Annotated in this window: 11 protein-coding genes; 4 read left to right on the top strand and 7 right to left on the bottom strand. The window is 72.1% G+C overall.

The genetic code is table 11. From position 1 onward, the window contains the following. Positions 1-78: 78 nt before the first annotated feature. From ABEA26_RS07460 to ABEA26_RS07450, 3 genes are all read right to left on the bottom strand, one after another. Entirely contained in the window at positions 79-996 is a 918-nt protein-coding gene (locus tag ABEA26_RS07460; protein WP_345590347.1) for a carbohydrate ABC transporter permease, read from the bottom strand. 13 nt (positions 997-1,009) lie between these two features. After that, positions 1,010-2,002: a carbohydrate ABC transporter permease gene (locus ABEA26_RS07455; protein WP_345590346.1), complete on the bottom strand. Its 993-nt coding sequence runs from the start codon at positions 2,000-2,002 to the stop codon at positions 1,010-1,012. A gap of 439 nt (positions 2,003-2,441) precedes the next feature. Beyond that, positions 2,442-3,761 (bottom strand): ABC transporter substrate-binding protein, encoded by a 1,320-nt coding sequence (locus ABEA26_RS07450; RefSeq protein WP_345590345.1) that lies wholly within the window; start codon positions 3,759-3,761, stop codon positions 2,442-2,444. A 492-nt stretch (positions 3,762-4,253) separates the two neighbouring features. Here ABEA26_RS07450 and ABEA26_RS07445 point away from each other — a divergent pair, with 492 nt between their 5' ends. Continuing rightward, a complete protein-coding gene (locus ABEA26_RS07445; protein WP_345590344.1) occupies positions 4,254-5,297 on the top strand; it encodes a LacI family DNA-binding transcriptional regulator in 1,044 nt (347 codons plus the stop codon). A 200-nt stretch (positions 5,298-5,497) separates the two neighbouring features. Further along, positions 5,498-6,928, top strand: coding sequence for a GH1 family beta-glucosidase (locus ABEA26_RS07440; protein WP_345590342.1), 1,431 nt, complete (start codon positions 5,498-5,500; stop codon positions 6,926-6,928). A 158-nt stretch (positions 6,929-7,086) separates the two neighbouring features. Here the strand turns inward: ABEA26_RS07440 and ABEA26_RS07435 are convergent, their stop codons facing one another. Together ABEA26_RS07435 and ABEA26_RS07430 are read right to left on the bottom strand one after the other, a co-directional pair. Further along, complete coding sequence (locus ABEA26_RS07435; RefSeq protein ID WP_345590341.1) at positions 7,087-8,523, bottom strand: sensor histidine kinase; 1,437 nt, start codon at positions 8,521-8,523, stop codon at positions 7,087-7,089. After that, on the bottom strand, positions 8,520-9,272 hold the full coding sequence (locus ABEA26_RS07430) for a response regulator transcription factor (protein WP_345590340.1): 753 nt from the start codon (positions 9,270-9,272) through the stop codon (positions 8,520-8,522). The genes ABEA26_RS07435 and ABEA26_RS07430 overlap by 4 nt, the downstream gene beginning before the upstream one ends. Before the next feature lie 236 nt (positions 9,273-9,508). Between ABEA26_RS07430 and ABEA26_RS07425 the strand changes: the two genes are divergently transcribed. Continuing rightward, positions 9,509-10,093 carry a hypothetical protein gene (locus ABEA26_RS07425; RefSeq protein WP_345590339.1) on the top strand — a complete coding sequence of 195 codons (585 nt, stop codon included), beginning with the start codon at positions 9,509-9,511 and terminating at the stop codon, positions 10,091-10,093. A gap of 1 nt (position 10,094) precedes the next feature. On the opposite strand, the gene ABEA26_RS07420 is transcribed toward ABEA26_RS07425, so the two are convergent. Continuing rightward, the gene (locus ABEA26_RS07420) at positions 10,095-10,964 is read right to left on the bottom strand and encodes a spermidine synthase (protein WP_345590338.1); all 870 of its coding nucleotides are present in this window, start codon (positions 10,962-10,964) and stop codon (positions 10,095-10,097) included. Between the two features lie 175 nt (positions 10,965-11,139). Continuing rightward, positions 11,140-11,532 carry a hypothetical protein gene (locus ABEA26_RS07415; protein ID WP_345590336.1) on the bottom strand — a complete coding sequence of 131 codons (393 nt, stop codon included), beginning with the start codon at positions 11,530-11,532 and terminating at the stop codon, positions 11,140-11,142. Positions 11,533-11,829: 297 nt separating this feature from the next. On the opposite strand from ABEA26_RS07415, the gene ABEA26_RS07410 reads away from it, so the two are divergent. Next, positions 11,830-13,236 carry an NsdA family TPR-like regulatory protein gene (locus ABEA26_RS07410; protein WP_345590335.1) on the top strand — a complete coding sequence of 469 codons (1,407 nt, stop codon included), beginning with the start codon at positions 11,830-11,832 and terminating at the stop codon, positions 13,234-13,236. Positions 13,237-13,311: the final 75 nt, after the last annotated feature.

The raw sequence follows: 13,311 nt of genomic DNA, 5'->3' as shown, positions 1-13,311 counted from the left end.
GCCCGCGTGCGGGCGGGCCCTGCCGGGTGCGGCGGACGGGCCCCGCGGGGCGGGCCCGTCCGGATACGGCGGTGGGTGTCAGCCCTTGACGGCGCCCGCCATGATGCCTCCGACGATCTTCTTGCCGAAGACGACGAAGACCACCAGCAGGGGCAGCGTGCTGATCAGCGCTCCGGCCATGACGATGCTCTGGTCGGGGGTGTAGGAGGCACTGAGCTGGCCGAGCGCCACCTGGAGGGTGGGGTTCTCCTGGCTCAGGGCGAGGAACGGCCAGAAGAAGTCGTTCCACGCCTGGACGAAGGTGAGCATGCCGAGCACCATCATCGCGGGCCGGGCGACGGGCAGGACGACGGCCCACACGATGCGGATGTTGCTCGCCCCGTCCACCTTGGCCGCCTCGATGAGTTCGTAGGGCAGGGCCTCGATCAGGTACTGGCGCATGAAGAAGACACCGAAGGCGCCGACCAGGGTCGGGAAGATCACCGACTCCAGCTGTCCGCCCCAGCCGATGTCCGACATCATCATGAACAACGGCACGACGCTCAGCTGCGGCGGGATGGTGAGGGTGGCGATGACCGCGGTCATCAGCGCGCCGCGGCCGCGGAAGCGCATCTTGGCGAAGGCGTAGCCGGCCAGCGTGCAGAAGAACAGCGTGGCCGCGGTGATGCTCGTGGACACGATGATGCTGTTGACGATGGCCTTGCCGAGGTTGGCCTGTTCCCAGGCCGCCTCGAGGTTGCTCCACAGTCTGCCGCCCGGGATGAACGGCGGTGGGTTGTCGAGGACGCGCTGCTGGTCGTGGGAGGCGGCCACCAGCGTCCAGTACAGGGGGAAGACGGACCCCAGGCCGACGACGATCAGCGCGAGGTAGGTGTACGGGCCGCCCTTCATCTGCTGGCCGGCGCCGATCTTGAGGCGGCGGCCCTTGCCGTTGGGGCCGGGAGGCGGGTCCTCGACCGGGCTCAGCGCGGACTTGGAGGGAATGGTCGTGGTCATCGTGTCGCTCCCGTCAGGCCGCGCTCTTGCGCACGTACCGGCTGACGATCCAGTTGATCAGGGCGATGAGCAGCAGCAGTGCGAGCATGGCCCAGGCCACGGCCGCGGCCGGGCCGAGGTGCCCCAGCTTCCAGCCGTAGTTGTAGAGGTAGATGCTGAGCGTCTCGTACTGGTGCTCGCTGCCGCCGACGGAACCGAGGGTGCCGCCCTGCAGCAGCAGCGGCTCACCGAACAGCTGCATGGAGCCGATGGTCGAGATAACGATCGTGAACAGGATCGTCGGCCGCAGCGAGGGGATGGTCACCTTGATGAACTGCTGCCAGCGCGACGCGCCGTCGATGGAGGCCGCCTCGTACAGGTCGCTCGGCACGGCCTGCATGGCCGCCAGGTAGATCAGGGCGTTGTAGCCGGTCCAGCGCCAGATCACCATGACCGCGATGGCGATCTTGGACGACCAGTGCCCGTTGCCCCAGTCGATGCTCTCGACACCGACGAGGCTCAGCACCCAGTTGAGGAGGCCGCCGTCGGCCCGGAAGACCAGGGCGAAGACGAGGGCCGCGGTCGCCACCGAGGTGGCGTACGGGGTGAGGATCACCGTGCGCCAGAAGGTGCTGGCGCGCAGCTTGTAGTTGAGCAGGTGGGCCAGGCCGAGCGCGACCAGCAGCTGCGGGACGGTCGAGATGACGCCGATGATGAAGGTGTTGGAGACGGACGTCCAGAACTCGGAGTCCTGGAGGATGGTGGTGAAGTTCTCCAGGCCCACCCACTCGGACTCGTCGAGACTGGTCATCTCCACCCGGTGCAGGGCGATCCAGCCGGTGTAGAGGAGCGGGTAGAGCCCGAACGCGCCGAAGATCAGGAAGAACGGGGCGATGTACGCGTACGGGGACGCCTTGTCGTCGAAGCGCCACAGGCGCGCACGCCATGCGCTGCGTCCTTTGGACGCGGTGCCGGAGCCGCCGGTGGGCGGGGTGTGGGCACCCCGTGTGGGGGTTGTCGTTGCCACGGAGGGAGTCCTTCCCTGGGAGGTCGGGCCTGGTAGGGCGGGAGACGGGACGTTCGAGCGGGCGCCCGTCCCGCCCCTTTTCCTCCGCCCGCGCGGACCAGCACGGTGTGCCGGGCGGGCCGTACGGAGGCATGAGGTGGGTGCGGCCGGAGATCCGGCGCCGGGTGCCGGGGCACGCGGGCCGAGGTGACCGGGGTCGGGCGGGAGCGCGGCCGGCGGAACGGAATGGTGCGGAGGCCGGGACGGGGCTCGGGCCCCGGGCCGTGTGGACGCCGGGGCCTGGTACGGATGGGAGTGCCTCCGGACGCCGGGCAGCAGACCCGCCGCGACGGCCGGGTCTGCTGCGTACGACCCCCGCGCCCGCGGGCGCGGGACCGCCGTTGTGCCGGGGCCCCGGCGGACGCGGTGCGGGCGGTGGAGCCGCCCGCACCGCGCGGGGTCAGCCGATGGCCTTGTCGATCGTCTCGGTCGCGGACTTCCAGGCCTTGTCCGGGTCGGTGCCGCGCTGCTCCATGTTGTTGATCTCCCTGGAGATCACGTCCTTGATCTGGCCGTCCTTGGCGCCGAGCACGGCCACCGGGATGCTCTTGGCCTCCTCGGCGTAGAGCTGGCCGACCGGGGCGTTGTTGAAGTACGGGAGCTTGCCGTCCTTCACCTCGGGGAGCTCGTACGCACCCTGGTTGGACGGGAAGATACCGACGGCCTTGAACACGGCGGCCTGCTGCTCCGGCGCGGTCAGCCACTTGACCAGCTCGGTGGCCTCCTTGACGTGCTCGCCGCTCTTGGGCACGGTCAGGAAGGAACCGCCCCAGTTGGCCGCGGTCTTACCGGGCGCGCTGGTGATGTCCCACTTGCCCTTGAGGTCCTCGCCGGAGTACTCCTCGATCTGGATGGCCATCCAGGCGGGGCACACGACGGTGGCCACGCTGCCCGAGCGCAGCGCCGCCTTCCACGGGTCCTGGAACTGCGGCAGCCCCTGGGTCATCTTCTTGTCCGCGGCTTCGGCGGCCAGGTCCCAGGCCTTCTTCACCGTGGGGTTGTCCTTGTAGATCGGCTCGCCCTCGGCGTTGTAGTACTGCTCCTCGGAGGAGCTGACGAGACCGTTGAACATGGCGCTCGCGGAGTCCATGAAGAAGGTGCCCTCGGGGGCCTTCCCCTGGTACTGCTCACCGAGCTTGAGGTAGTCCTCCCAGCCGCCGTCGACCGCCTTGGCGACCGCCTCGCGCTCGGTCGGCAGACCCGCCTTCTCGAAGAGGTCCCTGCGGTAGCACAGCGACATCGGGCCGATGTCGGTGCCGGCACCGATGATCTTCCCGTCCTTGGTGGTGGCCTGCTTGGCCTTCCAGTCGAGCCACTGGCCGACGTCGATCGAGTCCTTCAGGTCGACGAACTTGTCCGCCTGGGTGTCGACGACCTCCTTGATACGGGCGACCTCGACTCCGACGACGTCCCCGAGACCACTGTCCGAGTTCAGCTGCTGAAGAAGCTTCGGGTAGTAGTCCTGCTCGTTGGAGGTCGTCTCCTCCTCCACCTTGATGTTCGGGTGGAGCTCCTCGTACTTCTCGAACAGGCCGGCCTCCTTGTAGCCGAACTGCCCGTAGTCCGACACCTTGAGGGTGATCTTCCCGTCGGATTCCGAGGAGTCCGAGTCACTGTCGCTGCTGCAGCCGGTCAGCAGCAGCGCGGAGGCCGTCAGGACCGACGTGGTCAGGACCGCTGCTCTGCGGCCGCGACCGCCGCCGGTTCGGGTGATGCGCATTCCACTACTCCTTGTTCCAGTGGGAACGGGATCTCAGGAATCAGACCGCCGGGATCGACGGTCCGGACCTGCCCTCTCGGTTCGAGCAGCGGCCAGCCCAGGGCAACGCGGTGTGCGATGCGAAGATGCTGGTCAACGGTGTGCCATGCGAGGTGGAGGGAAGGGCCTGGGGTTCTTCGGTCCGCACGGGAACCGGTCCCGGAAGTTCGTGGGACCGCTCCCACGCGGCTTGCCCCGAAGACTCGTTGGTGCCGGGCCAGGTGTCAAGACTTGAAAACGGCGTTGTTGCCCAAGCGTGTTCCGCGCGTCATGGGAATGTGTTGCGCCGCGGACCGCGCCCTGCCGGTCAACAGCCCGTGAGATGGCGAATTAACGCAGGTCAAAGGCGAGTTGGCCACCAGGAGAGGGTGTGGAGGAGCCCATCCGGGGGGTCGCCGCGCATTTCTGGGCCAGAATGAGGCCAGCCCCCCACCGAGCACCGGAAGGTGAACGATGCGCCCTGCCGAACCGCCGCCCTCCGCCGCGGACGTCCGGCGCCCGACCCTCAACGCCGTGGCCGCCCGCGCCGGTGTCGGCCGCGGCACGGTCTCCCGGGTCATCAACGGATCGCCCAAGGTCAGCGACCGTTCCCGCGCGGCCGTGGAGCAGGCGATCGCCGAGCTCGGCTACGTCCCCAACCCGGCCGCCCGCTCCCTGGTCACCCGGCGCACCGACTCCGTGGCGCTCGTCGTCCCCGACGCCGAGACGCGGTTGTTCTCCGAGCCGTACTTCTCCGGCATCATCCGGGGAGTGTCCGCCGGACTCGCGAGCGCCGGGATGCGGCTGCTGCTGGTCATGGTGCGTGACGAGAAGGAGTACGCGCGACTCGCCCCCTATCTGTCCGGGCAGCACGTGGACGGGGTGCTGATGGTCGCGGTGCACAGCGACGACACGCTGCCCGACCAGCTGGAAGCGCTCTCCATCCCGACCGTGCTGGCCGGCCGTCGCGGTGACCGGGAGCCGCTGGGACACGTCCGCGCGGACAACCGCGGCGGCGCCGGGAGTGCCGTCCGGCACCTGCTGGCGGGCGGCCGGCAAGTCGTCGGCACCATCACCGGCCCACTGGACATGGAGGCCGCCCGGGAGCGCCTCGCCGGTTACCGCGACGCCCTGCGGAGCGCCGGTGTCGCCGTCGACGAGGACCTGGTCGCGGCCGGCGACTTCACCGAGGAGGGCGGGCGCGCGGCCATGCGGGAACTGCTGCGCCGGCGCCCCGGCCTGGACGCGGTGTTCGCCGCCTCGGACGTGATGGCCTCCGGTGCCGTACTGGAACTGCGCGCGGCGGGCCTGCGGGTGCCCGACGACGTGGCCGTGGTCGGCTTCGACGACTCGATCGTGGCCCGGCACATCGACCCGCCGCTGACCAGCGTCCGCCAGCCACTGGAGGAGATGGGCCGCAGCATGGCGGACCTGCTCCTGGACGAGATCGCCGAACGCGGCTCGGGCCACCGCGGAGTGGTCCTGGAGACACGGCTGGTGGTACGGGAGTCGGCCTGACAGGGACCCGGCACCGCGGCTCAGCGGGCGACAGGCAACGGGGAACGGGCGAGAGGTGGGAGGCGGGAGGCGGGAGGTGGGAGGCGGGAGCCAGCGGCCAACGGCCCGCAGCGGGGCGGGACATGGCGGCCCCGGGATGGACTTTTGCTGTGGGAGCGCTCCCATGCATAATGAAGGCCCCGACCCGTGGGAGCGATTCCATGCCAGAAGCAAGCCCTGTCTCCTTCCCTTCGGCCTTCCTGTGGGGCGCCGCGACCTCGGCGTACCAGATCGAGGGCGCGGTGCGGGAGGACGGCCGTACCCCCTCGATCTGGGACACCTTCAGCCATACGCCGGGGAAGACGGCCGGTGGCGAGACCGGTGACATCGCTGTCGACCACTACCACCGGTACCGCGACGACGTGGCGCTGATGAAGGAGCTGGGGCTGGGCGCCTACCGCTTCTCCATCTCGTGGCCGCGCGTGCAGCCGACCGGCCGCGGCCCCGCCGTCCAGCGCGGCCTGGACTTCTACCGCCGCCTGGTCGACGAGCTGCTGGCCGCCGGGATCAAGCCGGCCGTCACCCTCTACCACTGGGACCTGCCGCAGGAGCTCGAGGACGCGGGCGGCTGGCCCGAGCGGGACACCGCCTACCGGTTCGCCGAGTACGCGCAGATCGTCGGCGAGGCGCTCGGCGACCGGGTGGAGCAGTGGATCACGCTCAACGAGCCGTGGTGCGCCGCCTTCCTTGGCTATGCCTCCGGCGTGCACGCCCCCGGCCGTACCGACCCGGCCGCCTCACTGCGCGCCGCGCACCACCTGAACCTGGCCCACGGACTGGGCACGGTGGCCCTGCGTTCGGTGATGCCGGCCCACAACTCGGTGGCGATCAGCCTCAACACCTCCGCCGTCCGGCCGCTGTCGCAGCAGCCTGCGGACCTGGCGGCGGCGCAAAAGATCGATGACCTGTCCGGCGGGATCTTCCACGGCCCGATCCTGCACGGCGCCTACCCGCAGACCCTGCTGGAGGCGACGGCGCCGGTCACCGACTGGTCGCACGTCGAGGACGGCGACCTGGGGCTGATCCGCCAGCCGCTGGACGCGATCTGCCTCAACTACTACACGCCCACCGTGGTCTCGGCGGCGGACGCGGACTCACGCGTCCGGAGCTCCGGCGGGCACGGCGAGAGCGACCACTCGCCGTGGCCGGCCGCGGACGACGTGGCGTTCCATCAGCCGCCGGGCGAGCGTACGGAGATGGGCTGGAGCGTCGACCCGACCGGCCTGCACCAACTGATCATGCGTTACCACCGTGAGGCTCCCGGCCTGCCGCTGTACATCAGCGAGAACGGTGCCGCCTACGACGACAAGCCCGGCGCGGACGGCACGGTGCACGACCCCGAGCGGGTCGCCTACCTGGACGGCCACCTCAAGGCGGTTCGCCGGGCCATCACCGACGGCGCCGACGTCCGCGGCTACTACCTGTGGTCCCTGCTGGACAACTTCGAGTGGGCCTACGGCTACGAGAAGCGGTTCGGCGCGGTGTACGTCGACTACGCCTCCCAGGAGCGCATCCCGAAGTCGAGCGCCCTCTGGTACGGACGGGCGGCCCGCACGGGGTCGCTGCCGCCGGTGGAATCGGCCGCCGAGTAGCCCCGCCCGGGGGGACGGGGAAGCGGAGGGACGGGGAAACGGGGGTCGGGGTACGGGGCGCGGGCGCGGCATTCCACGGGGGGCCGCGCCCCGTACGCGGGGCCCGTTGGCGCGCCCCGGGCATGCGACGCCTGCTCCCCGGCTCGGGAACGGAAGGGTCAGCCACCGGGCGACGTCACCTGAGTGGTCGTGGCCGGCCGGGCCTGCCGGCGGCGTCGTACGGCCCCCCGGTGTCCGCGCTGCCGTACCTGCGTCGCCCGCCCGCCCAACTGGATCCAGATCCGCACCTCGGTGCCGCCGAGCACCGAGGAGCCGATCCGGACGTCACCGCCCGTCGACTCCGCGAGCCGGCGCACGATGTCCAGGCCGAGGCCGGTGGACCCGTCGCTGCCGGACCCCCGGCCGCGGGCCATCGCCGCCTCGGGGTCGGCTATGCCGGGGCCAGCGTCCGAGACGAGCACGATCACCGCGTCCTCCCCGTTGTGCAGGTCGACCGCGAAGGCCGTGCCCTCGGCGGTGTGCCGGAAGACGTTGCCGAGCAGGGCGTCGAGGGAGGCGGCCAGATCGGCGCGGGCCACGGGTGTGCGCACCGGCCGATCAGCGCCGGCCACCCGCCACTTGCGGCCCTCGTCCTCGGCGAGCGCCGACCAGAAACCCATCCGCTCCCGGACCACCTCGGCCGCGTCGCACCCGGCGCCGGGACCGGCCGCGGCCGTCTGCGGCTTGGCGTCCCGGGCGGTGCGGATGATCGTGTCGACCTCGCGTTCCAACTGCTCGACGGCGGCCCGGGTCTGTTCGGCGGCCGCTCCCTCGCCGAGCGAGGCGGCGTTGAGCCGCAGTACGGTCAGCGGGGTACGGAGGCGGTGGGACAGGTCGGCGGCCAACTCCCTCTCGTTCGCCAGGAGCTGGACGACCTGGTCGGCCATGGAGTTGAACGCGACCGCCGCGAGACGTAGTTCGCTGGGCCCCTCCACGGGCACCCGGGCGCCCAGCTTGCCCTCCCCCAGCTCGTGCGCGCCCTCGACCAGACGCCGCGCGGGCTGCACCATCCGTACGCCCAGCCGGTCGGCGACCGCGACCGAGCCGACGATCAGGGCGGCGCCGACCGCGGCGAGCACCGCCCAGGCCGTGCCGACGCCGTTGGTGACCTCGGACTCGGGGACGTACACCTCGACGACGGCGATCTCTCCCGAGCTGAGCGCGACCGGCTGGAGCAGCGTGGAGCCGCCGGGCACCTCTGTGGTGGAGGCGCGCCCCATCTCGCGTACGGCGGCGATGTCCTCGTCGGTGGCCCGCTGCCTGCCGATGTCGGTGCCGCCGTGCGCCGCGCCGTCCGTGCCGCCGCTCTCCTCGCCGGGGGCCGGTATGTGTACGGCCATCCCGGCGTCCGAGCCGGCGGAGGCGACGACGCGCTCCAACTGCTCGCGATCGGTGGTGATGGACAGTGCCGGGGCGACTGCGGCGGCCTCCCGCTCCGCGTTGGTGAAGGCGCGGTCGCGGGCCATCTCCCGGATGACCAGCCCGAGCGGGACCGCGAAGGCGACCACGACCATCGCGGTGACCGCGAGCGACACCTTGACCAGGGCCCACCTCATCGTGGCGGCTCCACTCCGGGAAGACCGGTGGACTGCCCGGTGGACGGCCCGGTGGACGGCCCGGTGGGCGGCTCCAGCTTCACGCCGACACCGCGCAGGGTGTGCAGGTAGCGCGGCCGTGCCGCGGTCTCGCCGAGCTTGCGCCGCAGCCAGGACAGGTGGACGTCGATGGTCTGGTCGTCGCCGTAGGACTGCTGCCAGACCTCGGCGAGCAGTTCCTTGCGGGGGACGACGACTCCCGGCCGGCCCGCCAGGAAGGCGAGCAGGTCGAACTCCCGGCGGGTCAGGTCGAGCCGGGCGCCGTCCAGTTCTGCCTGCCGGCGCAGCGGGTCGACGGCGAGGCCGCCGACCCGGAGGACGGTCGACGGCGCCGCCTGAGCGTGACCGGTCCGGGCGCGGCGCAGTACGGCCGCCATCCGCGCCGACAGATGCTCGACGGAGAACGGCTTGACGAGGTAGTCGTCCGCTCCCGCGTTCAACAGCCGTACGATCTCCGTCTCGTCGTCCCGGGCGGTGGCGATGATCACCGGTACGTCGGTGATGCCGCGCAGCATCTTCAGCGCCTCGGAGCCGTCCAGGTCGGGCAGTCCGAGGTCGAGGATCACCACGTCGAAACGGAAATGGGCGACTTCGCGCAGCGCCTCCAGCGCCGTACCGACGCTGCGCACGGTGTGCGAGGCGTCGGTGAGGTGCCGGATGAGCGCCGAACGTACGAACTGGTCGTCCTCGACCACGAGCACACTTGCCATGGGCGGCACCGTACGCGATGCGGACGAGGCCGGTGCGTGCCTGGACAACCGCGGCCCCGGCCCCTGCCACCACCCCGTTCCGCTCCGCCACCCTCGTGTTCCGCCCTCGGTCAGTCCCTCGGTCAGTCCCTCGGTCAGTCCCTCGATCACGGCCTCGGGTCCACCCTCGATCAGCCCTCGATCCGCTGCCGTCGCCCCTCTGTTCGGGGCGACACGTGTGTGACACGTGAGGCAGTATGGCCGCGATGCGCAGAGGACTCGTACACGTACTCGCCTGGCTGCTCGCCACCGGTGCGTCGGTCACGCTGTCGTGGTGGGGCGTCCACACGGTGATGGCGGGCACGGCCTACGACCGTCCCCGCGCCCTGCCCATCACGGCGGACGACGCGGCCGTGCGCGACGCGCGGGAGTCGGACGCCGCGGCGGACGACGACGGCTCAAAGTCGCTGGCCTCCTCCACCAGGCGGCCCTCTCCGTCGGCCAGTCCGTCGCCGACGCCGAGCGGCACCCCCCGCGAGCCGAGGCCCGCCCCGCCGCGGACGGCGACGGCCACCGCTCCCTCCGCTCCCTCCGCTCCCGATCCGTCCGCCAGCGCCTCCGGCCGGGTCAGGAGCTACGACACCGACGGCGGCCGTGTGGTGTTCGACCTCGGTACGTCGTCCGCGTCCCTGGTGTCGGCGACGCCGGGCGCGGGCTGGTCGATGCAGGTGTGGAAGACGGAGTCCTGGATCCGGGTGGAGTTCACCTCCGGCGCGGACCGGGTGTCGGTGTTCTGCACCTGGCACGACTCGGCGCCCCGGGTGGAGATCGGAAACTACTGAGTCACTGGAAGACGGACGGGGGTGGCGCCGGAGAGGCCACCGCCGCCGCGTCCGTCACGGGTGCGGCGCCGCCGGTGAAGTCCGTCAGCGCGCGGCCGTGCTCCACGCGCGCGGGCTGCGGGTCGGAGGCGGCTCGGCGGGTGAGTTCGGCGATCGGCAGCGGGTGGTCGCAGGCGACGAGGACCGCGTTGCCGAAGCGTCTGCCGCGCAGCACGGCGGGGTCGGCGACGAGGGCGAGCTCCGGGAATCGGCCGGCGGCGGTGGCGATCTGGCCGCGCAGATGGGCGAGCGGCGGGCCGTCGGCGAGGTTGGCGGCGAAGATCCCGCCGGGCGCGAGCGCGCGCCGGACCTCGTCGAGGAACTCGGTGGACGTCAGATGGGCCGGGGTGCGGGCCCCGCTGAACACGTCCGCGATGACCAGTTGTGCCCAGCCGTCGGGCACCTTGGCCAACCCGGCGCGGGCGTCGGTGGAACGCACCCGGATCCGCGCGCCGGGGGCCAGGGGAAGCTCCCGGCGGACCAGTTGGACGAGGCCGGCGTCCTTCTCCACGACCTGCTGGGTGGAGCGGGGCCGGGTGGCGGCGACGTAGCGGGCGAGGGTGAAGGCGCCACCGCCGAGGTGCACGGCCTGGAGCGGTCTGCCCTCCGGGGCGGCCAGGTCGATGACGTGCCCGAGGCGGCGCTGGTACTCGAAGGACAGGTGGGCCGGGTCGTCGAGGTCGACGTGCGACTGCGGGGCGCCGTCGATCAGCAGCGTCCAGGCCCGGGTCCGTTCCCGGTCGGGGACCAGCTCGGCGAGCCCGCCGTCGACGTTCTCGGCGACGGTTTCGACGGCAGCGCGCCCGCGACGGGCGTTCCTGGACTTTCCCATCGGGCCATTATCGGCGCACCCGGAGGGCACCCTGCCGGCTGCCCCGGCGCCCGGCGTCTCGGCGCACCCGGGCCCGGCACCCTGAAGTAGCCCCAACGTCAGCCCGGCGGCCGCACCCGACCGCACCCCGGCAGCCCAGCCGCACCCCGGCACCCCGGCGGCCGCACCCGACAGCTCAGCGGCAGCTGTCCGCGGCCTCGATCAGCCGGGCCGCCTCGCCCAGCGCGGCCCGCAGCACGGCGGGGTCGGTCGCCGGGTCGGCGTCGCCGGGTGGCAGCAGCCAGTCGGAGCCCTCCACGGGCGGCTCGGGGAGTTCGGGGGCCGGGTCGACATGCGGTGCGCACCCGTCCGTCTCGGTGCAGGTGCTTCCCGGCACGTCCCAGGCGGCGGCCGTGCCCGGGGGCACCAGGAATCCCAGGGTGTCGCAGCCGTCGTCGTGGATCACCGGGCCCACCCCCTCACCGGCGCCCCGCCTGAGGATGTCGACCGCCTCCAGACCCTGCCGGGTCGGCACGGTGACGACGTCGCAGGCGTCGCAGGGGTGATCGCTGATCCGTCCGGTATCCATCCCGGCCTCCACCACGGAACTCCTCCTTGGACGAGCGGATCGGGAGTCGGGAGCCTCCCGGTCCACGGGGTTCAACGCGTCGGACCGTCAACGGCTACGGCACGAATCAGCCGCAAAGGATGGCACTTCATGGCAGATCGCGCATGAGATATCCGATTTGTGGCCAAACACCGCGTGGCCACTCCGTCACAGCGGGTACGTTCTTGCTCGCCGGAAGCAGGGATGACAGACGGAGAGTTCCTCGCAACCCACCCCTGCCTCGGCATGGTTCGCAGGTTCGCACGAGAGGACCCGACCATGGCGTCGTCAATGGTGACCTCCGCCCAGCCCGAACGGCCCCCGCGGCCGAACCCGGTCTTCCGGCGGTTGCGCGGAAAACGCTCGCCGGCCGAGTTCGCGGCGGCGGTGCGCAGGGCCGCGCGCGAGATCGGCGAACGGGTCAGCTGTGACGCGCGCTACATCGGACGGGTCGAGGCGGGCGAGATCCGCTGTCCCAACTACGCGTACGAGCGGGTGTTCCTCCACATGTTCCCGGGCCGGACGCTCACCGACCTGGGGTTCACGCCCCGCTCTTCGGTACGCGGACGCCGGGTGCGTACCGCGAGTGAGACGAGAGGGACCGGCGAGCCGTATGAGACGCGGTACACGCAGAACCAGTACGACAGGCATGACAACGACAACGAGGAGAGCGACGTGCTGCGTCGCGCATTCATGACGAGCGGTGCCACGGCGGCCGCCGCCTCGCTGGGCCCCCTGGGACTCGCCCTCGACGCCGCGGCGGCCCAGCGCCCCGTACGGCGGGCCGGGGCGGGCGACGCGGGCGCCCTGGAAGACGCCGTCCTCCGGATCCGGCTGCTCGACGACCGGCACGGCGCGGACGGTCTCTACCGGCGCGCGGCAGCCCCGCTGCGCACGGCGTACGCGCTGCTGGACGCGGGCGCGACCCGGCAGGCGACGGCGGACCGGCTCTACTCGGGCGCCGGTGAGCTGGCGATCTCCGTGGGCTGGCTAGCGCACGACTCCGGACGCTTCGACGACGCGCGTTCCCACTACGCCGAGGCCCTCGCCACTTCCCGGATGACCGGCGACGCGGGTCTGGAGGCGCACGCCTTCTGCAACATGGCGTTCCTGGCCCGCGACGCCGGCCGGCCGCGCGAGGCGGTACGGGCGGCCCAGGCCGCGCAGCGCGCCGCCCGACCGCTGGGCTCGGCCCGGCTGATGTCGCTGCTGGCGCTGCGCGAGGCGGGCGGCTGGGCGGGGCTCGCCGACCGCGTCGGCTGCGAGCAGGCGCTGGCCCGTGCCCAGGCCTTCTACGGGCGAGGCTCCTCGGACGCCGATCCCGAGTGGATGAGCTTCTACGGCGAGGCCGAACTGGAGGGGCTGGAGGCCCAGTGCTGGTCCACCCTCGGCGACTGGCCCCGGGCGGCCCGGCACGCGCGACGGGCGGCCGGACTGCAGGACCCGCATTTCACCCGCAACCTGGCGCTGTACTCGGCGGAACTGGCGGACGACCTGGCCCGCGGCGGCCATCCCGACGAGGCGGCGGGGGCGGGCATGCGGGTCCTGGACCTGCTGGGCGAGGTCCAGTCGTCCCGCATTCACACGATGCTGGCCGGCACGGCCCGGGTGCTCCTCCCCCACCGTCGCGCCTCGGGCGTGTCACCCTTCCTGGACCGCCACGCGTCCCTGCCACGGACGGCGTGAGCACCCTGCCCACGCAGCCGTCGGCAGTCCTATCTCCAGGGGCGGGCGGCACCCGCGCGCCCCGGCACCCCGGCC

It is taken from the genome of Streptomyces marokkonensis (assembly GCF_039539045.1).
GTDB lineage: Bacteria > Actinomycetota > Actinomycetes > Streptomycetales > Streptomycetaceae > Streptomyces > Streptomyces marokkonensis.
This window is presented reverse-complemented; position numbering and strand designations above follow the sequence as displayed.